This window comes from Streptomyces sp. NPDC127197 (assembly GCF_042672405.1).
Taxonomy (GTDB): Bacteria; Actinomycetota; Actinomycetes; order Streptomycetales; family Streptomycetaceae; genus Streptomyces; species Streptomyces flavusporus.
This window is the reverse complement of the sequence record NZ_JBHXVG010000002.1, coordinates 197,557-217,541: the sequence shown is the minus strand read 5'-3', so window position 1 is coordinate 217,541 and position 19,985 is coordinate 197,557. Positions and strand designations below refer to the sequence as shown.

Below are 19,985 nucleotides of genomic sequence, written 5' to 3'. Positions count from 1 at the left end.
TCTCCTTGTTTCTCCAGTGATTCCGGGGTCTCCGGAAGTGGGGAGTGGAGCCGTGGGGGTGGTTCTTCCGTGCGACGTACGACGTACTGGTGCGGGTGTGGCGCTCATCGTGGGCGTATGGCATGGCCAGGTCAAGGGTTGGCTGTGAACGGGTGGCTGAAACCACGCCAAAATCGGCTGTACGACAGGGGATTGAGCGTCCGCGCAGTGTACGCATGACGCCTTCACCCGGCGCCGTCCCCGGCAAAGTGCACCCGTCGGTGTGAGCAGAACGTGCATATATGTAGGCGCCGGGAGAGAGTTGGAGTGTCCGCGTAAGGGCGAACCCTCCCCCCACCCAGAGGACTGGCTGATCATGGGCGGATCAGCGCCGCACCGGGACGGTCACCTGCCGGTCGAGACGACCAGCTTCGTCGACCGGCGGACCGAGCTCACCGAAGGCCGCGAACTGCTGGCCCGCGCCCGCCTGGTCACGCTGACCGGCCCGGGCGGCGTCGGCAAGACCCGGCTGGCCGGACGCCTGGCGTCCCGTGTCGCCCGCGCCTTCCCGGACGGCGTGCGGTTCGTGCACCTGTCGGGGCTGCACGACCCGGCACTCGTGCCGCTCGCCGCCGCCGACGCCCTCGGCCTGCACGACTACTCCGCACAACCGCCGCTGGAAACGCTGGTGGAGCACTTACGGGACCGGCGACTGCTCCTCGTCGTCGACAACTGCGAGCATCTGCTGGGCGCCTGCACAGAACTGGCCGCCGCCCTGCTGCGCGGCACCACCGGCGTCCGGGTCCTCGCCACCAGCCGGCACCGCCTCGGCCTCACCGAGGAACACCTCCTGGAAGTACGTCCCCTGCCGGTCCCCGACCCCGACGGCGACCTCTCCGCCGCCGACGCCAACCCGGCCGTGGCCCTCTTCGCCGACCGCGCCGCCGCCGTCGTCCCCGGCTTCCGGCTCACGCCCGCCAACCGGCCCGCGGTCGTCCGCCTGTGCCGCCGCCTCGACGGCCTCCCCCTCGCCATCGAGCTCGCCGCCGTCCGGATGCGCGTCCTCGGCGTCGAACAGCTCCTCGACCGCCTCGACGACCGCTACCGCCTGCTGTCCGCAGGCAGCCCCGCGGCCCGGCCCCGCCACCAGACGCTGCGCGCGGCCGTCGACTGGAGCCACGAACTGTGCACCGAGCGGGAGCAGTCGGTGTGGGCGCGGCTGTCCGTACTGGCCGGCAGCTTCGACCTGGAGACGGCGGAGGCGGTGTGCGCGGACGAGGAAGGGCTGCACGCGTACGACGTCCTGGAAGCCGTAGCCGGGCTCGTCGACAAGTCCGTACTGTGCCGCGAAGCAGGCCCCGACGGCGTGCGCTACCGCCTCCTCGACACCCTCCGGCACTACGGCCTGGAGAAACTCCGGCACAGACCCGAGGACGAGACCGCCGCACGCCGCCGCCAGCGGGACTGGATGCAGCAACGGGCCGCCGCCTGCGAACGCGCCTGGTTCGGGCCCGGCCAGCGGGAGACCGTGGCCCGGCTGCGCGCCGACCAGGACAACCTGCGCGCCGCCCTCGACTTCAGCCTCACCACCCCCGGCGAAGCCCTCGCCGCCCTGCGCCTGGCCGGCACCCTCTGGTTCTACTGGCACGCCTGCGGCGCCCCCCGCGAGGGCCGCTACTGGCTCGACCGCGCCCTCGACGCCAACCCGGAACCGACCCCCGAACGCGCCCGCGGCCTGTGGGTCTCCGGACTGCTCGCGCTCTGCCCCGAAGACCTCACCCGAGGCCGCCGCCGCGCCGAAGAGGCCCGCACCCTGGCCCGGCGGCTCGGCAACCTGGCGGAGGCGGCCCACGCCGAGTACGTCCTCGGCGTGATCACGCTGTTCAGCGACGACCTGCCCGCCGCCCTCGACCACTTCCGGGCCGCCGTCGCCCACGGCCGGGTCCCCGGCCAGCACCTCAGCCTCGTCGGCCTCGACCGGGTCGAACTCGCCTGCGCCCTCGGCTTCCTGGGCGAGGCCGACCAGGCCATCGAGGTATGCGAGGAGACCCGCCGGCTGTGCGAACGGCACGGCGAGGAATGGGTGCTGTCGTACGTCCACCGCATGCTGGCCCTCGCCCACAGCGTGCAGCAGGACCACCGGCAGGCCGAACGGCACGCCCGCGAGGCCCTGCGCCTCAAACTCGCCGTGCACGACGTCGTCGGCATCGGCCTCACCCTCGACCTGCTGGCCCACACCGCGAGCCGGACCGGCGCCCACGACCGCGCGGCCGTCCTGCTCGGCGGCGCCGACCGCATCTGGGCCGACGTCGACCGGAACCGCTGGGGCTCCGCCGCCCTCAACTCCGGCCGCCGCGACACCGAGACCCGAGTGCGCGAGGCCCTCGGAAGCGCCGCCTACGAGCGGTCGTACGAGCACGGCGCCAGACTCGGCCTCACGGACATCGTCGGTCACGCCCTCGACGAACACCGCCCCGAACAGACCACGGGCGAACGCCCCCAGCCCGACGCCCGCCTCACCCGCCGGGAGAGAGAGGTCGCCGAACTTGTCGCCGAGGGCCTCGCCAACCAGCAGATCGCCGACCGTCTGGTGATCGCCCGCCGCACCGCCGAGGGCCACGTCGAACGCATCCTCAGCAAGCTCGGCTTCAGCAACCGCAGCCAGATCGCCGCCTGGGTCACCGCCCGGCGCTGACACCCCACCCCTACCACCGACAGGAAACCCATGCCTGCGCGACCCGCACTTGCCCACGGCACCTTCGACCACCGCATGGCCGTCTTCGACACCGACGAGGAGTTCCTGGCAGCCGCCCTGCCCTTCCTCGCCGAAGGCCTCGCCGCCCCCGACGAACCCCCGCCCGTGGCCATCGCCGCCCCCGCCAAACTCGGCCTGCTGCGCGACGCCCTCGGCGGCGACGCCCGGCACGTCGGCTTCATTCCGCACACCGAGTGGTACACCGGTTCCGCCGCCAACGCCGTCGCACAGGGCGCCGGCTACCTCGCCGCGCACGCCGCCCCGCACGGCCGTATCCACCTCCTCATGGAACCCGACTGGAGCGGCCGGGCCGGCCGCTCCGCCCGCGAGACCAGCGAGTGGATCCGCTACGAGGCCTTCGCCAACCTCCTCTTCGCCCCGCTCTCGACGACCGCCCTGTGCGCCTACGACACCCGCACCGCGGGCTCCGCCGTCGTCGCCGCCGCCCGCCGCACCCACCCCGGCACCGGCGTCTACGAGGACCCGCTGCACATCGCCGCCGAACTGGACGCCGTACCCCTGCCGCCGCCCCCGCCGGACGCCCACCCCCTGCCCGCCCCGGACCCGCACTCCGTCCACACCTGGGCCACCACCCGCGGACTGCCCCCAGCCGACGCCGACCTGTTCGCCGCCGCGGTCACCGAGGCCGCGGCCCCGCTCGACCCCGTCACCCGCGTCCTGCTGTGGGGCGAGGCCCCCGCCTGCGTCTGCGAACTGCGCTCCCCGCGCCGCGTCGACGACCCCCTCGCCGGTTTCGTCCCACCGCCGGACGCGCAGCCCGCACCCGGCCAGGGGCTGTGGTTCGCCCGGCAGGTGTGCGCGTACGTCGACGTACGCGACGACGCTGCCGGTGCGGCCGTACGCCTGCAGTACACGTAACCGATCCGTATGCGCACCCCCTGCACAGGTATGGAATCGGGTAGTCCTCCCCGTGTGCCGTACACCCGGTACGGACACCCTGGAGACATGCTGCAACTCTCCGGGGGAGGCCGCCCGGACCCCGACCCCCGGTACGGCGCCTATCCCCAACCACCCATGCGCGCGGGCCACTTGAGCGTCGAGTACGACCCGCAACCCTCCGCCGTCCGCGAGGCCCGCACGGAGGTCCGGCGGCAGCTGGAGGCATGGGGGCTGGCGGAGCGGGACGGTACCGGCGACGACGACCTGGTGGCCACGGCCGAACTGCTGGTCAGCGAGTTGGCCACCAACGCCCTCCTGCACGCCGCGACCCCCTTCCGGCTGACGCTGACCGCCGCGCACGGCGTCCTGCGCTGCGAGATCGCCGACCGCGGCCGACGACCGCCGCGGGTGGTCGACGCGGGCACCTCGGAGAGCGGCCGCGGGATGTTCCTGGTGGACGCGCTCGCCCGGCGCTGGGGCCACCACCAGGACAGGCCGGGCACGACCGTCTGGTTCGAGCTCGGCACGTGCGCGTGCGACGGCTGCGGTCGGCGGCAGCCGTAGCACGCGCGTCGGCTGCGGTCGGCAGCCGTAGCACGCGTCGCACACATCGGGTGAAGATCCCGTCCGCCCTCTTGTCGCCCGGCCGCCCATGGGCTTACTTGACCTTCATGGCGGACACCACGGGAAACACCAGTGAAACCGGCGCATCACCGGCCCAGAACTCCGACTCCACCCCTCGTAAATCCAGTTGGAAGTACATCGGCCCCGGCATCGTCGTCGCGGCGACCGGCGTCGGGGCCGGTGACCTGGTGGCCACGCTCATCGCGGGCAGCAACTTCGGCTACACCCTGCTGTGGGCCGCGGTCATCGGCTGTCTGGTGAAGATCTCCCTCGCGGAGGCGGCCGGCCGCTGGCACCTGTCCACCGGCCGCACCCTCTTCGACGGCTGGGCGAGCCTGGGCCGCTGGACCACGTACTTCTTCGTCGTCTACGTGGTGATCTGGGGCTTCGTCTACGGCGCGGCGGCGATGTCGTCCAGCGCGCTGCCGCTGCAGGCGCTGTTCCCGGACGTCATGGACCTCAAGTGGTGGGGCATCGCCTGCGGTCTCGTGGGCCTGGTCTTCGTCTGGTTCAACAAGTACGCCGTCTTCGAGAAGGTCATGACGGTCCTGGTCGGCGTCATGTTCGTCGTCACCGTCTACCTGGCCATCCGGGTCACCCCGAACCTCCCCGACGCGCTCGCCGGTCTCCTCCCCGTCCTGCCCGACGAGAAGGACTCGATCCTCAACACCCTCGGCCTGATCGGCGGCGTCGGCGGCACCATCACGCTGGCCGCGTACGGCTACTGGGTCAACGCCAAGGGCTGGACCAACACCGGCTGGATGAAGGTCATGCGCCTGGACAACCGGGTCGCCTACGCCACCACCGGCGTCTTCGTCGTCTCGATGCTCTTCGTCGGCGCCGAGCTGCTGCACGCCGCGAACATCGCCATCGAGAGCGGCGACAAGGGCCTGATCCAGCTCGGCGACATCCTGGAAGACGAATACGGCACCGCGACGGCCAAGTTCTTCCTGATCGGCTTCTTCGCCACCTCCTTCACCTCCCTGATCGGCGTCTGGCACGGCGTGAGCCTGATGTTCGCGGACTTCGTGGCGCGCTACCGCCGCCGCGACGCCGCCAAGGGCGAGGAGATCGCGTCGGGCGAGCGGGAGCGCTCCTGGCCGTTCCGCGCGTACCTGCTGTGGCTGACGTTCCCGCCCATCGTCCTGCTCTTCCAGGGCCAGCCGTTCCGCCTGGTCGTCATCTACGGCGTGCTGGGCGCGGCCTTCCTCCCGTTCCTCGCCGGCACGCTGATCTGGCTGTTGAACTCCGACCGCACGCCCCGTGAGTGGCGCAACGGGTGGGTGAGCAACGGCATGCTCGTCATCGCGGGGCTGCTGTTCCTGGTGCTGTGCGTGAAGCAGATCTGGGATCAGCCGTGGTCGGAGTTCTTCTAGCGGTTACAGGAGGTCGGCCCACTTCGGGCTGAGGGCGATCTCCCGAAGCTGCTCCATGGTCAGGGCGGGCGTCTCGCGGGTGGCGGCGCTGTGCTGGTCGGCGGCGTTGAAGGCGCTGACGGCCACGCGCAGACCGTCCTTCCTGAGGGTGTCGGCGGTCCACATCACGACCCCGTCGACGCCCTTGTCGCCGGATCCCTCCCGGGTGACGACCTTCGTGCCGTCGTCCAGGGTCTCGGCCTCGGAGCCGAAGAGCTCGGCCTCGATGTCGGACATGCCGGGCTGCACGTCGACCTGGACGAGGCTCCTGCCCTTGCCGTCGTCGAGGACGAGGTACGAGTACGAGGATCCCTTGTCGACCACCTCGACGTCGTCCGGGAGGAGTTCGGTGAGCGTCGTCACGATGTCGGCGACCTCGGGACCCTCGGGCGGAGTGGGCGCCTCCGGCACCGGCGCGCCCCCCTTCGGGTTCTCGGGGATGGCGTCGACGGCGGCACGCCACTCCGGAGCCGTGACGACCTTCTTCAGCTGAGCCGGGGACAGGGGCGGTTCGTCCCTGGAGATCGGCTTGTCCTTCTCGGCGGCGGAGTTCCACTCGCTCAGGCTGACCTGCTGCCCCTCGGGCGTGACGAGCTCCGCGTGCCAGTGCTTGGTGTCGACGCGGCGGTCCGGATACTCGTACCCCTGGAAGATCATGAGCAGCGAGCCGTCGCCCAGCCTCGTCGTGCGGCAACTGTCGTACTGCACCAACGCCTTGTCCGGGCAGGTGGTCGTATCACGGGCCTGATCGCTGCCCGGCTCGACCCGGCTCAGGCTGATGCCGATCGCCGCCGGGCCCTCACCGTCGTCGTACACGAGGTGGGCGTACGGCCCAGGCAACTCGCTTGTGCCCCGCGCCGCCTCCGCACTGAACTCCCCGTCGGGAAGAAGCCTCTTCAGCGTCTTGAGCAGCTCGTCGCCGGAGACGGGGGCCGGCGTGGACGATGCGGGAGTCGAGGAGCCGTTCCGCCCCACGGACTGCTGCGAGGTCCCGCTGCCGTCCGTGCCGTTCCCGGGCAGGACCAGCGCCCCGGTCACGCCCACGAGGGCGATGCTCGCGACGCCGCCGAAGACCGCGGCCCGGCGGCGCAGCCGCAGCTTGCGCCCGCGAGCCTGACCGGCGACGACCAGGGCGGGGCGATCGGTGTCGAACGTGTCCCCGGCCTGCCGCAGGGCTGCGCCGAGCCGGTCCTCGAAGGGGTCGTCGAAGGGGTCGTCGTGGTGTGGAGTGGGCATGGCGAATCACCGTTTCTCAAGACGCACAGATGAAGTGAGACGTAAGGGGTCAGGGGGTCACGTACTCGCCGAGGTCCTCGCCCAGAAGCTCACGCATCCGGGCGAGCGCACGGACACAACGCGTCCGCACGGCGGCCGAACTGGCGTCGAGTACGTCGGCGGTCTCCTCGATGCTGCGGTCCTCCCAGTAGCGCAGCACGACCACCGCCCGGTCCTTGGCAGGCAGCCGGGCGAGGGCCTCCAGCAGGGTCAGCCGCAGGGAGGCGTCACCGGCGCCCGCGTCGGGCCGGTCCGGCAGTACGTCCATGGCGCGCTCGGTACTGCTCCGCCGCCGCTGATGGGCGAGGAACGTACGGGTCAGCACGGTCTGCGCGTACGCGGCGGGGTTCCCGACCCGCGCAACGCGCCCCCATCTGACGTACAGCCGCCCGAGGGTCTCCTGCACCAGATCCTCGGCGAGATGCGTGTCCCCCGCGGTGAGCAGACACGCGGACCGGTACAGATGCCCGGCGCGCGCCGCCGCGAACTCCGCGTACTCGTCCCCGCGGACCTGCATCGTTGTCCCCCCGTCGTAGCGCCGTCACTTCATTGATGCGGTGGGCCCCGGGAAATGTTTCACGACGGTCTCACGTTTTTCGGAGTCTCAGAGCAGGTGATCGGCCTCCCCGGCCTTGATGCCGAGGATGAGGCTGCGGAGGGCTTCACGGCTGTCGGTGAGGTAGGTGTCCTCGGCACCGGCGACGGCTATGTAGGCGTTGCCTTGGGGGTCGGTGCCGAGGCGGAAGCAGGCCGATCCCTCGGCGCAGAACGGGTCTTCCCACGTGATGTCGGGCACGGGTCTCTCCTCAGAGCGGGGTGGCGATGTCCTGGATGAAGGCGGACGACTCCGCTGGCGCAAGGGCACAGCGCTCCATCCAGTCCAGTTGGGCTCGGTACTTGGACAACTGAGCTTCCTGGTAAAGGAATTCCGGACCGTGAGCACTGTCGATCTGAACGGTGTCGAGCTTCGCCACGGGCCCCTCCATGTAGATCACAGTCTGCCCCGCGCCAGGGAACGCCCCCGCCTCGAACGGAATGACTCGCAGCGACACGTGCGGCAGCTCAGACATGGCGAGCAGGTGTTCGAGCTGCGCGCGGGCGACCTTGCGACCGCCGAACTGCATGCGCAGCGCGGCCTCGTGGATTATGCCGACGTACTCGGTGGGGTCGTCGCCCTCGAGAACACGCTGACGTTCCAGGCGGTGCGCGAGGCGCAGGGCGATCTCGTGCTCGGGCAACGGTGGCAGCCCGGCCTTGAAGACGGCCTGGGCGTGGTCGCTGGATTGCAGGAGTCCGGGCATGTGGATCAGGTGGACACTGCGCAACCGCACCGCATGGTGTTCCAACTCGGCAATGTCGAGCAGCCCCGCCGGAAGGCTGCCCCGGTACCTCTCCCACCAACTGCGCTCGGTGGGCTGCGCCATCTCGACCAGAGTGGGGGCCTCGTGGTCGAGGATCTGCTGGGTCAGCCGCTGGGCGCCGTCGAGTACGTCCCGGTAGGCCAGGACCGCCAGACCGGCCTCGACGAACGCGTTCAGCGCCGTGTCCAGTTCCTTGGGCAGCCGCTTGACCGTGTTGCGAAACTCCTCGGCCGCCTCGCCCTGCCAGGCGTCGGTCTTGAGCTTGCGCAGCTGCTCCGCACCCTCACCGAAATGAGCCGCCGCGCCGCCCAGCTTCTTGATCAGCTCGTCGAGTTCGGATGCTTGCCCGGGACCCAGTCCTGGACGGTGTCCTCGGGGCCGATCCATATCCTGCGGAAGATGACCTGCTTGTCCGACATCGCTTCGGGTACCCCTACTCCTGGCCCTGGTTCTGGCCGTGGTCGACGGGGTCGATCCGGTCGCGGAACACCGTGCGTTCGTCGCCGATGCCCTGGTCCTCCAGCCAGCTGGTGAAGGGATGGTCCTCTTCGAACTGCTTCTGGCGCTGAACCATCATCAGGTCGTACTTCACCTTCGTCTCGGTGACGAGGAAGTCGTTGATCGTCGCGCTCAGGGCGGAGACGATCACGTCCGCGTCCTCGGCGATGCAGCCCAGACCGTGGCACCACTTGTCCAGGAAGTCGTCGACGGCCTGCGACACCTCCTCGGTGCCGGTCTTGGCGACCTCGGTCATGCCGGCGAAGTCGAACTGTTCCTCCGCCTGTTGCTTGGCGATCTTCCGGGCGACCTGCGTCGACTCCGCCAGCGGCCGGGCGATCGACCGGAGGAACTGAACCTCCCACTTGAAGTCCCCGCCGTCGGCCCCCACCGGAATCAGCCACGACTGACCGTCGCTCACGCCGACCTCCCCCGATCCCGATACGAGATCTGAAGTACCGGCTCGACCTTGGTGGCGGACGACGCCAGCCGCACCGTGTGTTCGGCGGCCGGGTCCAGCCACACATCAAGCCCCGGCGGCAGCAGGTTCAGCACGTCCGCACCGGTGGTCGAGAACCATGCACCCTCGCCCACGAACAGAGCGAATTGCTCCAGCGACGAGAACACGGGCACCAACCGGACCGGCGGGTCAGCCTTCTCGGACAGCCCGTCGATGAGGTCCAGGAGCCGGGACCGGGGCTGAGCGTCGTCGCTCCCCGCCGGTACGGGAACCGTCAAGAAACCAGGCGCCTCGGGGCGTTCGCAGTACACCCGAGCCTGAAGGAACGCCTCGAACACGTCCTGCGGCGACGCCTCCCCACCCTTCGTCCGCCGCACCGCGTCGACCAACTCGGCCGCAACACTTGACTCTTCCGGCCTTGGTATGCCGCCCCCGCCCGCACACATGTGCCCAAAGATCACACAGGCCGATTACGGATTGCAACGCGGCTTTCCGACAACAACAACGTGACCTCCACGACAGCGCCGGCCGCATCGGGACATGCGGCCGGCGCCAAGGAGAGCGAGGACTACGGCAGCGCGTGCACGTGCGGTCCCACCGCGTTCGACCAGGCGTTCCCCGCCGTCGCATCCCAGTTTGTCGACCACGTCATCGCGCCGCGCAGGTCGGGATACGTCCTCGACGGCTTGAAGCTGCCGCACCCGGTCCCCCGAGTCAGGCAGTCAAGCGCGTTGTTCACCACCGACGGTGACACATACCCACTGCCCGCGCCCCGCGTCGATGCCGGCAACCCCAACCCCACCTGGGACGGAGCCAGACCACCCTCCAGCTGGATGCAGGCCAGCGCGGTCAGGAAGTCCACCGAGCCCTGGCTGTAGACCTTGCCGTCGCAGCCGAGCATCGAACCGCTGTTGTAGTACTGCATGTTGACGACCGTGAGGATGTCCTTCACGTTCAGGGCCGTCTGGAAGTACGAGTTCGACGTCGACTGCATGTCGATGGTCTGCGGGGCCATCGTGAGGATCATCGACGGGCCCGCCTTCGCGGACAGCGAGCGCAGCGCCTGCGTCATGTACGTCGCGTTCAGGCCGTTCTCCAGGTCGATGTCGACGCCGTCGAAGCCGTACGTCTGCATCAGCCCGTACACCGAGTTCGCGAAGTTCGTCGCCGACGCCGCGTCGTTGACCGTGACCGTGCCGCGCTCGCCGCCCACCGAGATGATCACCTTCTTGCCGGCGGCCTGCTTCGCGCGGACGTCGGCCTTGAACTGGTCCACCGTGTAGCCGCCGAGGCCCGCCGAGTCCAGGTTGAAGGTGACCGCGCCCGGCGTCCCCGTCGCGTCGGCGAAGGCCACCGCGATGATGTCGTACTGGGACTGGACGTCCGCCAGCCGCTGCACGGTCGCGCCGTTGTTGAAGTTCTGCCAGTAGCCCGTCACCGCGTGCCGGGGGAGGTCGGAACCGGTGTCGCCCGTCGGTGCCGTGGTGCCTGTCACGGTCGCCGACTTCGGTGACTCACCGGCCGCGTTCGTCGCCGTGACCTGGAAGGAGTACGACGTCGAGGCCGCGAGGCCGGTCACCGTCGCCGACGTGCCGGTCACCGCCGTCACCTTCGTGCCGTTGCGGTAGACGTTGTAGCCGGTCGCCCCGGAGACCGTGTTCCACGCCAGCGACACGGACGAGGACGTCGTACTCGATACCGAAAGACCGCTCGGCGCGCCCGGGATCGTCGGAGCCGGGTCGCCGCCCCCGCCGCCGTCGGGGCCGTGCACCGAGATGTCGTCGGCGTGGTAGGCCGCCTGGCCGTACCAGCCGTGCGTGTAGATCGTCACCGACCTCGTCGAAGCGCCTGTCGAGAACGTCGTCGACAGTTGTTTCCACGTCGTCGAGTCCGGCGTCCATGTCGACACGTCCGTCGTGCCCGTGCCGGTGACACCCAGGTAGGTGTAGCCGCCCTGGACCCATCCGCTCAGTGTGTACGTCGAGTTGGGCTGCACCGCCACCGTCTGGGAGCAGCGGGCGTTGTCCTGTCCGGCCGGGGTGGCTTTGAGCGCGGCGGTGCCGCCGTGTACCGGGGACGAGACGGTCGTACCGCTGTTCGCTGAGCAGGTCCAGTTGCTCAGGCCCGACTCGAAGCCGGCGTTCTTGGCGTTGTTGACGTCGGCGGCGGACGCCTGGCCGGTCGTCGGCACGGTGAGGGCGAGAGCGGCGGTCACCGCCCCCGACCACATGCGTATCCGTCTCCGTCTGCGTGCGCGGTCCACTGGGGCCTCCGGTGGGGGAGTGGGGTTGCGATGCGACGGTGGCCACCGTTGGACCTACAAGTTGGTCCAGACCAATTCAACTGTCAAGAGGTTCAGGCCAATTAGCCCGTCAGGCCGCCCAGTCAACTTCCCGTCAGGAAGCCCACACCAACCTGTCCAGCAGCAACCCCACCGCACACCCCGCCAGCAGCACCCCCGTCGACATCCACAGCGCCAGGCTCGCCACGCCCACCACGTCCCACCGCAGCGTCACCGTCAGCAGCTGCGCCGCCGCCGGCACAGCGCACGCCGCTGCCACGTGCCGGACCGGGATCTCCCGCCACGGCTCCGGATGAACCCGCGCGGCCGCCCAGGTTGCCAGCACCACACAGACGAGGTTCGGCAGGTGGACGAGGGCCAGTGCCGCGCCGAAGGAGTCGACCCCCGACGGGCCGACGAAATTGTCGTGGATCAGGGTCATCTGGACGTACTCGGTGAGGACCAGGACCACGATGCCCGCGGCCCAGGACCGGATGAGAGCCATGGGTCAGCCTCCGAAGACCTCGTAGAGCAGCAGCGTCGTGAAGCCGAGGGCCGCCATGCCACAGCCCGCCGTCAGTGCGAGGGACTGCAGGATCGGGGACCAGCTGTCCCGGCCGGCAACCGTCGCCGTCCCCTGTGGGTCGCGGGGGTCGTAGGTGACGGTGACCGGCGTACCCTTCGTCGTCGACCAGGCCGCCAGGTCCTCGAATTCGACGCGGGTGCCGTCCGCCGTCACGAACGTGAAGAAGTGGCGCTTGGCGTCCGACTCGTGGGGCTCCCACTCCACGCGGACGCATTCACCGTCCGTGCGCACTCCGCGGCGCAGTACGTGCGCGACGGTGAGCAGTCGCCGGGCGTACTTCAGTGACAGCGCGCCGAAGAAGGCGGCGAGGAGGGTGAGGACGACGTAGCCGGCGCCGGGGACCTCCATCGGCTAGTGCACCTCCACCGAATCGATGATCCGGTCCAGGTCGGCGTCCGACAGCTTGCCCTCGGCCGCGTCGATACGGATCGCGAACGTCGTGTCCGTCGAGTCCAGGCCGGTCAGGATCACGCCCTCGATCGGGGTGCCCTTGGGCGGGTCGGAGTCCTCGCCGGTGGACTTGAACGTGAAGTCGATTCGCTTGGCGTCGTCCGTGCCGGTCAGCTCCACGTCCCGCTGGCCCCGCACGTCCGCGCCCATCTGGATGCCGGCCTCGGCACCGATGGCCGCCTGCTCCGCCGAGTTCGCCTGCGTGAAGTCCAGCTGCACCGTGATGACCGAGACGGTGCGGCCGGATTCCGTTCGTACGGCCACCGCCGCGTTGTGCTCGGTGGGGTTCTGCTTCCCGTACGACGGTGGATACGACACGGAGACGCCCTTCGTCTTCAGCGTCCCCCAGCCGTCGGGTACGGAGGCCGCGTCCGAGTCGCCGTTCCCGCAGGCCGTTAGGGCCAGCAGCGCGGCGGTCAGCAGGCCGGCGGTCGCGAACGTGCGGCGGGTCTTCATCGGCGGGGCTCCTGTCTCGTTTCAGTTCGCACAGTAGCTGTAGGGCACGTACGAGCGGTTGGTGCCGCGGGGTGCACCCAGGAACTGTGCGTCCGTCAGCGTCTCCGACTTCTTCTCGGTGCTGATCGACATACCCAGGCTCAGCCCGACGTTCAGCTCGAAGCCGTACTCGGCCGCGTTGACCTCACCCGTGTAGATCATCTTGCTCGACTTGCCCTTGTCGAACATCAGCTGCCCGAAGGGGTCGTCCGCGCCGGGGCGGGACGTCGGCGCGTGGTCGTCGAACATGTACTGGAACGGCGTGACCGCCTGCTCGTTGTTGCTGTCCAGCCACTGCTCGGCGACCGCTCGGTCCTGGTCGCCGGCGGGACCCGGGTCGAAGGTGACGGTGTTGGTGACGACCTCGATGCCGACCGGACTGTCGGTGCCCTTCGCGCCCGCGTTGCCGCCCCGCTTGTCGCCGTCGGTCTTGCCGTTGTCGCCGCCCACCTTGGCGCCGTCCTTCTGGCCGCCCTCCTCGACCGTGCGGGTCATGTCGATGCGGACCAGCTTTCCGGTGGCCTTGTCGTAGGTGACGGTGATGGTGCCGGTCTGGACGGTGTGCGCCGAGTACTCGCCGCTGACGGGGCCCGCCTCGTAGCCGACCTTCGTGCCGTACTCGATGGACGAGGTGTACGTGTACGCCTTGGTGTTCTTGTAGGCGTTGTCTGTCCAGGTCACGTCGGGGGAGTACTTGAAGGTGCCGCCGAGCTGCGCGCTCAGTTTCTTCTCGTCGGCCGCCGAGATCTTCATGCCGCCGGACGCGGAGGCCTCCAGGCCGACCTTGCCGTAGGTGATCTGCCGGTTGGTGCCGAGGCTGTTCTCCACGCGCTCGCGGGTCTCCTCCTCGTCCTTCAAAGGCCCCGTTCCGAAGAGGTAGAGGATGCTGTCGCCGACACTGGCCTCCGCGCCGCCGGGCATGGTGCGCCGCATCTCGTACATCTGCAGCTTCTCGATGTCGTCCCGGAACTTCGCCGCCTCCTCCGGGCTTTCGAAGACCCAGGTGTCACCGTTGGTGACCTTGATCCCGGCGCCGAGTTCGACCTTGTCGGTGCCGAACCTGCCCACCTTCATTCCGGGTTTGAAGTCTTTCTTCACGCCGACGGACGCCGCGTCCGTGAAGGTCAGATAGACCAGCTCGTCCTTGTCGTCGACCGTGCCGTCGCCGTTGACGTCGGTGTTCGCCCTGAGGTGCTGCTCCTGGAAGCCGTACTCCTTGCCGATCTCCCAGAACAGGATCTTCGCCTTGGAGCCGGCCTTGTCGGTGACCGACGAGATCTGGCACAGCGGCGGTTCGAAGTCGGCGTCGGTGAGCGGTTTGCCCGCCTGGGTGGTGGTTCCAGGGCCGCAGTTGCCGCCGCCGGTGACCTTGCAGATCTGCTCGGCGATCTTGTCGAAGATCGTCTGGCCGATTCCGGTGGCGGTGATGCCGAGGACGACGGCGACGGCCACCACGATCATGCCCAGATACTCGGTGCCGGTGGCTCCCCGGTCATCGCATCTGTACGTCCGTGTCCACGCCCGTATGCCGCCCCCGCCCGCCATACGGCACCCCCTCCCACCCCTTGGCAACAGCGCCTTTTCGGACGGTGAGCGTAGGTGCGGCGGCAGTCGGGCGGCGTGGGCCCACGGACCCAAACGGAGGCCCAGCGTCAGCCCCGTTACCAGGACCCACTCTTTTGGGTTCGGTCGGGATGCTCAACCTGCCCCGATTTGACGTGTCTTGTGCGACGACAGTTGCAGGCCAGCTACGGAAACGCTGTTCTCCGGTCATCGAGGCGTGGATACAGTGCTGAGGTAGTCACGCAATGAAGTCACTTCGGTACACCGGAGTTGCGCCGGTGGGCCGACCGGGCGGGAAACGGGGAGCTGCGCGTGCCAACAGCCATTGCCGTGACCAGCGTCGACATGGCCCTGCCGGCGCAGGACGAGCGGACCCTGCCCGCCGTCGTCCTGCAGGACGTGCACCAGCGTCCGCTGGAACAGGCGCTCGCGGAGATGCAGACGCTGATCGAGACGCACGGGCATGTGATCGTCGTCAGCTCACGGGCCGTCCCCGCCGCGGTGGACCGGCGGCTGCACACCATCCGCTCGATCCTGGAAAGCGACCGGATCGCCCTGTTCCGCCCCGATCTGCCGCCCCTCGGACTCGCTGTTCTGGCCCGGCAGTTGAGACAACTCGCCTCCTGCGACCTCAGCCCCGGCGTCCTCGCCTCCGCAGGTCGGCTGCTCACCCACTACATCCACGCCGGCGCCCTCCTCGGCTCCGTGGCCCGGCTCGACCGCGTCCCCGTCAGCCTCAAGTCGCACGCCAAGTCCTGGATGCCGGGCAGCCAGTTCGGTGTGATCGCCCACCCCGAGCCGCAGCTGGTGAAGATCGACCCCCAAGCCACCCTGAGCGGACCCGAGTTCGGCACCTGGATGCTCGTCGCCAAGGGCCAGCTCCAGTCCGACTGGGTCACCACCTCCCTGGCCCCGGCTTGGAAAGTGCAGGGGCTGCGCGAGGCCCAGCTGCCCGCCGAGTCGGCCGGCTGGTGGGGGACCGGCAAACTCATCGAGTTCTGCACCTACCTGCCCGACCTGTCCGTGCTCTACCAGCTGGTCAGCTCGGTACGGCAGGGCCGCTGCCACTGGTGCGGCATCGACGTCATCGGCGACCGGTGCGTGTTCTGCTCCGCCGTCGCACCGGACCACGAGCAGCCCTACGAGAACCAAATCCCCGCGGGGTGAGTCCTGAACCACAGGGCGCGCACGGGGCCCCGGCACCCCGCGGGGCCGCACACGACCCCTCACCGCTCACACGAACCCAGCCCACTCGACCGAGATCCCCAATGAGGTTGCACGGTTCATGAACTCCCGTCAGCGCCGCGGCGTGATACTTCTGCTTCTGTCCGTCATCTGCGCCCTCGGCGCGTTCGCGGGCGTCCTGTCCGTCATCAGCGACGTGAAGTCCAAGGTCGGTCCCGAGGTCACCGCGTACCGGCTCAAGGCGGACGTGGAGCCCTACACCACCCTCACCACGGGCCAGTTCGAGAAGATCTCGATGCCCGAGCGCTGGCTGTCGGCCAACGCGGTCACGAATCTCCGGCAGATCGAGGGCAAGATCGCCGTGACGACCCTGCGCGAGGGCTCCCTGCTGCAGAGCGACATGATCGTCGACCAGCCCGCCCTGCAGCCCGGGCAGCAGGAGGTCGCCATCATGATCGATGCGGCGACCGGCGTCGCCGGCAAGATCACACCGGACTCCACCGTCAACGTGTACGCCACCTTCGCGGGCGAGCGGGAGGGTGACCCCGCTCAGTCCAAGATCATCGTAACAAATGCGCGGGTGATCGACGTCGGCAGGTTGACGTCCCTCAACCCCGACGAGGACGACCGCAGCCGCCGCACCACCGACGCCGTCCCCATCACCTTCGCGCTGTCCACCATCGACGCCCAGCGCCTCACCTACGCCGAGTCGTTCGCCGACCGCGTACGGCTCGCCCTGGTCGCGCCCGGCAGCGACACCACCGTCCCGGACGAGGACCGCACCTACGAACTCGCGAAGGACAAGTGAGGCCCGTATGCCCACGAGGATCCTGCCGGCGGTCGGCGACGCGGACGCGGTCCGCTCCGTCACGACCCTGCTCAGCCAGCTCCCGGACGCCGAGCCGGTGGCCCCGGTGGTCGACTCCACCCAGCTCATCGACACCCTCGCCCGGCTCGCCGCCGAGTCCGTCGACGAACTGCCCGAGGTCGTGGTCGTGCACGAGCGGATCGGCCCCGTCCCGGCACTGGAGCTGATCCGCGAGGTCGCCCTGCGCTTCCCCGCCGTCGGGGTCATCCTCGTCACCTCCGACGCCGGCCCCGGCCTCTTCCAGGCCGCCATGGACTCCGGCGCCCGGGGCCTGGTCGCCCTGCCGCTGAGCTACGAGGAACTCGCCAACCGCGTCCAGGCCGTCGCCCAGTGGTCGGTCGGCGTACGCCGCCACCTCGGCCACACCGGCGACGTGTTCACCGGCGTCGGCGGCACGGTCGTCACGGTCAGCGGCGCCAAGGGCGGAGTGGGCGCGACGGTCACGGCCGTCCAACTGGCGCTCGCCTCCCAGGCGTCGGGCCGCAGCACCGCCCTGGTCGACATGGACCTCCAGACCGGGGATGTGGCTTCGTACCTGGACGTCCAGTTCCGTCGGTCCGTCGTCGACCTCGCCGCCATCGCGGACATATCCCCGCGCGTCCTGGCCGACGCGGTGTTCCGGCACGACACGGGCGTCGCGCTGCTGCTCGCCCCCGGCGAGGGCGAACGCGGCGAGGAGGTCACCGACCGGGCCACCCGGCAGATCGTCAGCGCCCTGCGCTCCCGCTACGAGACCGTCGTCATCGACTGCGGCGCCCAGATGAGCGGCGCGGGCGCGGCCGCGGTGGAGATGGCCGACCGGGCGCTGCTGGTCACGACGCCGGACGTGGTCGCGGTCCGCGGCGCCAAACGCACCGTACGGATGTGGGACCGGCTGCAGATCCGCAAGGCCGAGGAGACGACCGTCGTCGTCAACCGCAACTCACGCGCCACGGAGATCCAGCCGCCGCTCATACAGAAGATCACCGGCACGCCGGTGGCGGCCACCGCCGTCCCCGCCAACTTCAAGGAACTCCAAGGAGCCGTGGACGCGGGCCGCCTCCACGAACTGGACAGCAAGAGCGCGGTCAAACAGGCCCTGTGGGGCCTCGCGGGCGAACTCGGGCTGGTCAAGGTCCCCGAGGCCGACCGCAAGGGCAGCCGGCTGCGGGGCGACCGCGGCGCGGTGAGCTTCCGGAGACGGAAGGACGGAGGGGGATGAACGTGCGTGCACTGCTGAGACGGGACCGGGGGCAGGTCACCATCGAGTTCCTCGGCATGACCCCGCTGATCATTCTGACGCTGGTACTGCTGTGGCAGTTCGTGCTCGTGGGGTACACGTTCACGCTTGCGGGGAACGCTGCGGACGAGGCGGTACGGGCGGGGACGGCAGCGGTCGACCGTCAGGCCGCCTGCGAGGAGGCGGGGCGCCGGCATCTGCCGGACGCGTGGGAGGGGGGCGCAAGCGTGCAGTGCGGCGAGAACGGCGGCCTGGTCACGGCAGACGTCCACCTCGACGTGCCGGTCCTCTTCCCCGGCTCCGTCGGGTTCCCCTTCCCGGGCGTCGACGGGCATGCGGGGGCCGTCGTGGAGGAGGTGGGCTGAGATGGCGTACCGGCGGAACACTCGTGATCGCGGCCAAGTCGCCCTCGAGTACCTCGGGTTCATCCCGATCCTGATCCTCGTCGCGATGGCCGCCGTACAGATCGGGCTCATCGCCTACGCCGGACAGCAGGCGGGTACGGCCGCCCGGACCGGCGCGCGCAGCGCTTCCCTCGACGGGCCCTACGCACAGGACTGCCAGAACGCCGTCAGCGACTGGCTGGACGTCAGCTGCAACGAGGCGGAACTGGGTGACGAGGTCGAGGTCACCGCCACCGTCGACATCCCGTCGATCGTCCCCGGATGGGACTTCGGCGACGCGAACAAGACCGCCACGATGCCGATCGACCACTGAAACAGGGAGCACGGCGATGAGCCTGCGGGCACGGATCAACTCCCCCGAGGAGAACGGCACCCGGGGCGAGGACGGCCATCTGGTCGCCTCGTACCGCGCCAAGCTCCTGGAGGAGATCGACCTCGCGGAGATGAGTTCGCTCGCGGCGGCCGAGCGCAGGGCGCGGCTGGAGCGGGTGCTCGGGCACATCATCAGCCGTGAGGGCCCGGTGCTGTCGACCGTCGAGCGGTCCCAGCTGATCCGGAGGGTCGTCGACGAGGCGCTGGGACTCGGCATCCTGGAGCCCCTGCTGGAGGACGCGTCGATCACCGAGATCATGGTGAACGGGCCGGACGCGATCTTCGTCGAGCGAGGCGGCCGGGTGGAGCAGCTGCCGCTGCGCTTCGCCTCCAACGAGCAGCTGATGCAGACCATCGAGCGGATCGTCTCGACGGTCAACCGCCGCGTGGACGAGTCGAACCCGATGGTCGACGCCCGCCTCCCGTCCGGCGAACGCGTCAACGTCATCATCCCGCCGCTGTCCCTCACCGGCGCCACCCTCACCATCCGCCGCTTCCCCCGCTCCTTCACCCTCCAGGAACTGATCAGCTTCGGCTCACTGGACGAGCACATGCTGTACCTGCTGGCGGGTCTGGTGCAGGCGCGGTTCAACATCATCGTGTCCGGGGCGACCGGCACCGGAAAGACCACCCTGCTCAACGCCCTCTCCGGCCTCATCCCCGAGGCCGAACGCATCATCACCATCGAGGACTCCGCCGAACTCCAGCTCCAGCAGCAGCACGTCATCCGGCTCGAGTCGCGTCCGCCGAACGTCGAGGGCCAGGGCCAGGTGACGATCCGCGACCTGGTCCGCAACTCGCTGCGCATGCGCCCCGACCGGATCGTCGTCGGTGAGGTCCGCGGCGGCGAGTCGCTGGACATGCTCCAGGCGATGTCGACCGGCCACGACGGCTCGCTGGCCACCGTCCACGCCAACAGCGCGGAGGACGCGCTGATGAGGCTCCAGACCCTGGCCTCCATGTCCGACGTCGAAATCCCCTTCGTCGCCCTGCACGACCAGATCAACAGCGCCGTCGACGTGATCGTCCAGCTCACCCGGTTCGCCGACGGCGCCCGCCGGGTCACCGAGATCGCGCTGCTCGACAGCCACGGCAGCGAGCCCTACCGGCTGGCCACCGTCGCCCGCTTCAACGCCCAGCCCATGGCCGCCGACGGCCGCATCTACGGATCCTTCGAGTACTTCCCGCTCACCCGCCGCACCGCCGACCGCCTCTACATGGCGAGCCAGCCCATACCCCAGGCCTTCGGCGTAGCCCAGTCCGCAGACCAGCTAGCCACCCGAGAAGCCAGGTAG

The 19,985-nt window shown here is 69.7% G+C and carries 21 protein-coding genes; 10 read left to right on the top strand and 11 right to left on the bottom strand.

From position 1 onward, the window contains the following. Nucleotides 1-355 precede the first annotated feature (355 nt). The 4 genes from ACFVJQ_RS03675 to ACFVJQ_RS03660 all read left to right on the top strand — a co-directional run bounded on the left by ACFVJQ_RS03675 (nt 356) and on the right by ACFVJQ_RS03660 (nt 5,634). Nucleotides 356-2,674 carry an ATP-binding protein gene (locus ACFVJQ_RS03675; RefSeq protein ID WP_385780648.1) on the top strand — a complete coding sequence of 773 codons (2,319 nt, stop codon included), beginning with the start codon at nt 356-358 and terminating at the stop codon, nt 2,672-2,674. A 30-nt stretch (nt 2,675-2,704) separates the two neighbouring features. Continuing rightward, nucleotides 2,705-3,613 (top strand): anti-sigma factor RsbA family regulatory protein, encoded by a 909-nt coding sequence (locus ACFVJQ_RS03670; RefSeq protein ID WP_385780645.1) that lies wholly within the window; start codon nt 2,705-2,707, stop codon nt 3,611-3,613. Between the two features lie 87 nt (nt 3,614-3,700). Then, entirely contained in the window at nt 3,701-4,198 is a 498-nt protein-coding gene (locus ACFVJQ_RS03665) for an ATP-binding protein (protein WP_385780642.1), read from the top strand. Between the two features lie 107 nt (nt 4,199-4,305). Then, nucleotides 4,306-5,634, top strand: coding sequence for an Nramp family divalent metal transporter (locus ACFVJQ_RS03660; protein ID WP_385510880.1), 1,329 nt, complete (start codon nt 4,306-4,308; stop codon nt 5,632-5,634). A gap of 3 nt (nt 5,635-5,637) precedes the next feature. On the opposite strand, the gene ACFVJQ_RS03655 is transcribed toward ACFVJQ_RS03660, so the two are convergent. The 11 genes from ACFVJQ_RS03655 to ACFVJQ_RS03605 form a co-directional block, all read right to left on the bottom strand. Beyond that, a complete protein-coding gene (locus ACFVJQ_RS03655; protein WP_385780639.1) occupies nt 5,638-6,909 on the bottom strand; it encodes a hypothetical protein in 1,272 nt (423 codons plus the stop codon). Between the two features lie 49 nt (nt 6,910-6,958). Then, nucleotides 6,959-7,465 carry a SigE family RNA polymerase sigma factor gene (locus ACFVJQ_RS03650; protein ID WP_385510878.1) on the bottom strand — a complete coding sequence of 169 codons (507 nt, stop codon included), beginning with the start codon at nt 7,463-7,465 and terminating at the stop codon, nt 6,959-6,961. Between the two features lie 87 nt (nt 7,466-7,552). Further along, nucleotides 7,553-7,744, bottom strand: a complete 192-nt coding sequence (locus ACFVJQ_RS03645; protein WP_385780636.1) for a hypothetical protein — start codon at nt 7,742-7,744, stop codon at nt 7,553-7,555. A gap of 10 nt (nt 7,745-7,754) precedes the next feature. Next, nucleotides 7,755-8,696: a DUF5753 domain-containing protein gene (locus ACFVJQ_RS03640; RefSeq protein WP_385780633.1), complete on the bottom strand. Its 942-nt coding sequence runs from the start codon at nt 8,694-8,696 to the stop codon at nt 7,755-7,757. A gap of 46 nt (nt 8,697-8,742) precedes the next feature. Continuing rightward, nucleotides 8,743-9,228 carry a hypothetical protein gene (locus tag ACFVJQ_RS03635; RefSeq protein WP_385780630.1) on the bottom strand — a complete coding sequence of 162 codons (486 nt, stop codon included), beginning with the start codon at nt 9,226-9,228 and terminating at the stop codon, nt 8,743-8,745. Next, nucleotides 9,225-9,644: an SseB family protein gene (locus tag ACFVJQ_RS03630; RefSeq protein ID WP_385780627.1), complete on the bottom strand. Its 420-nt coding sequence runs from the start codon at nt 9,642-9,644 to the stop codon at nt 9,225-9,227. The genes ACFVJQ_RS03635 and ACFVJQ_RS03630 overlap by 4 nt, the downstream gene beginning before the upstream one ends. A gap of 191 nt (nt 9,645-9,835) precedes the next feature. After that, nucleotides 9,836-11,497, bottom strand: coding sequence for a chitinase (locus ACFVJQ_RS03625; protein ID WP_385510872.1), 1,662 nt, complete (start codon nt 11,495-11,497; stop codon nt 9,836-9,838). A 166-nt stretch (nt 11,498-11,663) separates the two neighbouring features. Continuing rightward, on the bottom strand, nt 11,664-12,053 hold the full coding sequence (locus tag ACFVJQ_RS03620; protein WP_385780624.1) for a hypothetical protein: 390 nt from the start codon (nt 12,051-12,053) through the stop codon (nt 11,664-11,666). A gap of 3 nt (nt 12,054-12,056) precedes the next feature. Then, nucleotides 12,057-12,482 (bottom strand): DUF3592 domain-containing protein, encoded by a 426-nt coding sequence (locus ACFVJQ_RS03615; protein ID WP_385510869.1) that lies wholly within the window; start codon nt 12,480-12,482, stop codon nt 12,057-12,059. Between the two features lie 3 nt (nt 12,483-12,485). Then, on the bottom strand, nt 12,486-13,040 hold the full coding sequence (locus tag ACFVJQ_RS03610) for a hypothetical protein (RefSeq protein ID WP_385510868.1): 555 nt from the start codon (nt 13,038-13,040) through the stop codon (nt 12,486-12,488). Nucleotides 13,041-13,061: 21 nt separating this feature from the next. Then, complete coding sequence (locus ACFVJQ_RS03605; protein WP_385780620.1) at nt 13,062-14,540, bottom strand: hypothetical protein; 1,479 nt, start codon at nt 14,538-14,540, stop codon at nt 13,062-13,064. 447 nt (nt 14,541-14,987) lie between these two features. Between ACFVJQ_RS03605 and ACFVJQ_RS03600 the strand changes: the two genes are divergently transcribed. The 6 genes from ACFVJQ_RS03600 (at nt 14,988) to ACFVJQ_RS03575 (ending at nt 19,985) form a co-directional block, all read left to right on the top strand. Next, complete coding sequence (locus tag ACFVJQ_RS03600) at nt 14,988-15,809, top strand: hypothetical protein (RefSeq protein ID WP_385510968.1); 822 nt, start codon at nt 14,988-14,990, stop codon at nt 15,807-15,809. 118 nt (nt 15,810-15,927) lie between these two features. Beyond that, entirely contained in the window at nt 15,928-16,635 is a 708-nt protein-coding gene (cpaB, locus tag ACFVJQ_RS03595) for a Flp pilus assembly protein CpaB (protein ID WP_385510866.1), read from the top strand. A 7-nt stretch (nt 16,636-16,642) separates the two neighbouring features. Further along, the gene (locus ACFVJQ_RS03590; RefSeq protein ID WP_385510865.1) at nt 16,643-17,896 is read left to right on the top strand and encodes a CpaE family protein; all 1,254 of its coding nucleotides are present in this window, start codon (nt 16,643-16,645) and stop codon (nt 17,894-17,896) included. Then, nucleotides 17,893-18,279, top strand: a complete 387-nt coding sequence (locus tag ACFVJQ_RS03585) for a TadE/TadG family type IV pilus assembly protein (protein WP_385510863.1) — start codon at nt 17,893-17,895, stop codon at nt 18,277-18,279. The genes ACFVJQ_RS03590 and ACFVJQ_RS03585 overlap by 4 nt, the downstream gene beginning before the upstream one ends. Before the next feature lies 1 nt (nt 18,280). Continuing rightward, nucleotides 18,281-18,631: a TadE/TadG family type IV pilus assembly protein gene (locus tag ACFVJQ_RS03580; protein WP_224734807.1), complete on the top strand. Its 351-nt coding sequence runs from the start codon at nt 18,281-18,283 to the stop codon at nt 18,629-18,631. Between the two features lie 16 nt (nt 18,632-18,647). Next, nucleotides 18,648-19,985, top strand: coding sequence for a CpaF family protein (locus ACFVJQ_RS03575; RefSeq protein ID WP_224734808.1), 1,338 nt, complete (start codon nt 18,648-18,650; stop codon nt 19,983-19,985).

Excerpts from the sequence above, each read along its gene's own strand:
- ACFVJQ_RS03675 (WP_385780648.1), top strand. The coding sequence starts at position 356 with ATGGGCGGATCAGCGCCGCACCGGGACGGTCACCTGCCGGTCGAGACG.
- ACFVJQ_RS03670 (WP_385780645.1), top strand. The coding sequence starts at position 2,705 with ATGCCTGCGCGACCCGCACTTGCCCACGGCACCTTCGACCACCGCATG.
- ACFVJQ_RS03665 (WP_385780642.1), top strand. The coding sequence starts at position 3,701 with ATGCTGCAACTCTCCGGGGGAGGCCGCCCGGACCCCGACCCCCGGTAC.
- ACFVJQ_RS03660 (WP_385510880.1), top strand. The coding sequence starts at position 4,306 with ATGGCGGACACCACGGGAAACACCAGTGAAACCGGCGCATCACCGGCC.
- ACFVJQ_RS03655 (WP_385780639.1), bottom strand. The coding sequence starts at position 6,909 with ATGCCCACTCCACACCACGACGACCCCTTCGACGACCCCTTCGAGGAC.
- ACFVJQ_RS03650 (WP_385510878.1), bottom strand. The coding sequence starts at position 7,465 with ATGCAGGTCCGCGGGGACGAGTACGCGGAGTTCGCGGCGGCGCGCGCC.
- ACFVJQ_RS03640 (WP_385780633.1), bottom strand. The coding sequence starts at position 8,696 with ATGGATCGGCCCCGAGGACACCGTCCAGGACTGGGTCCCGGGCAAGCA.
- ACFVJQ_RS03625 (WP_385510872.1), bottom strand. The coding sequence starts at position 11,497 with ATGTGGTCGGGGGCGGTGACCGCCGCTCTCGCCCTCACCGTGCCGACG.
- ACFVJQ_RS03620 (WP_385780624.1), bottom strand. The coding sequence starts at position 12,053 with ATGGCTCTCATCCGGTCCTGGGCCGCGGGCATCGTGGTCCTGGTCCTC.
- ACFVJQ_RS03615 (WP_385510869.1), bottom strand. The coding sequence starts at position 12,482 with ATGGAGGTCCCCGGCGCCGGCTACGTCGTCCTCACCCTCCTCGCCGCC.
- ACFVJQ_RS03610 (WP_385510868.1), bottom strand. The coding sequence starts at position 13,040 with ATGAAGACCCGCCGCACGTTCGCGACCGCCGGCCTGCTGACCGCCGCG.
- ACFVJQ_RS03605 (WP_385780620.1), bottom strand. The coding sequence starts at position 14,540 with ATGATCGTGGTGGCCGTCGCCGTCGTCCTCGGCATCACCGCCACCGGA.
- ACFVJQ_RS03600 (WP_385510968.1), top strand. The coding sequence starts at position 14,988 with ATGGCCCTGCCGGCGCAGGACGAGCGGACCCTGCCCGCCGTCGTCCTG.
- cpaB (WP_385510866.1), top strand. The coding sequence starts at position 15,928 with ATGAACTCCCGTCAGCGCCGCGGCGTGATACTTCTGCTTCTGTCCGTC.
- ACFVJQ_RS03590 (WP_385510865.1), top strand. The coding sequence starts at position 16,643 with ATGCCCACGAGGATCCTGCCGGCGGTCGGCGACGCGGACGCGGTCCGC.
- ACFVJQ_RS03585 (WP_385510863.1), top strand. The coding sequence starts at position 17,893 with ATGAACGTGCGTGCACTGCTGAGACGGGACCGGGGGCAGGTCACCATC.
- ACFVJQ_RS03580 (WP_224734807.1), top strand. The coding sequence starts at position 18,281 with ATGGCGTACCGGCGGAACACTCGTGATCGCGGCCAAGTCGCCCTCGAG.
- ACFVJQ_RS03575 (WP_224734808.1), top strand. The coding sequence starts at position 18,648 with ATGAGCCTGCGGGCACGGATCAACTCCCCCGAGGAGAACGGCACCCGG.